Source organism: Bowmanella dokdonensis (assembly GCF_017254865.1).
In the GTDB taxonomy this organism is placed as follows: domain Bacteria; phylum Pseudomonadota; class Gammaproteobacteria; order Enterobacterales; family Alteromonadaceae; genus Bowmanella; species Bowmanella dokdonensis.
In genome coordinates this window covers 1-329 of the sequence record NZ_JAFKCV010000238.1, presented here as the reverse complement: position 1 = coordinate 329, position 329 = coordinate 1, and the positions used below count along the sequence as shown (strand labels likewise).

General features: G+C 46.5%; 1 protein-coding gene. It reads left to right on the top strand.

Going from position 1 to position 329, the window contains the following annotated elements:
* Positions 1-90 precede the first annotated feature (90 nt).
* On the top strand, positions 91-329 hold a 239-nt coding region (locus J0A66_RS22385; protein ID WP_206576031.1), incomplete at its 3' end, for a CBS domain-containing protein.

Below are 329 nucleotides of genomic sequence, written 5' to 3'. Positions count from 1 at the left end.
AGGACGGCGATTAATCTACTAGCGGTTATTCTACGGTTTCGTTATAGTGCCGCTAAGGGCTGTTAACTTTTTGTTCTGGAAGGCAAAAGGGTGAAAGTTAGCAAAATAATGAGTGCCCCGGTGGTGACGGTCAAGATGGATGACAATCTATATCGGGTGCACGAGATATTTCAAAAGCACAAATTCCACCATGTATTAGTGGTGGACGGTAAAACCTTGCTGGGCGTTATCTCTGACCGTGACTTGCTTAAAGCGGTTAGTGCCCGGATTGGTTCGTCCAGTGCTGATGCCAGGGATCTGGCCTCCTTTCAGAAAAAGGTGTATCAGAT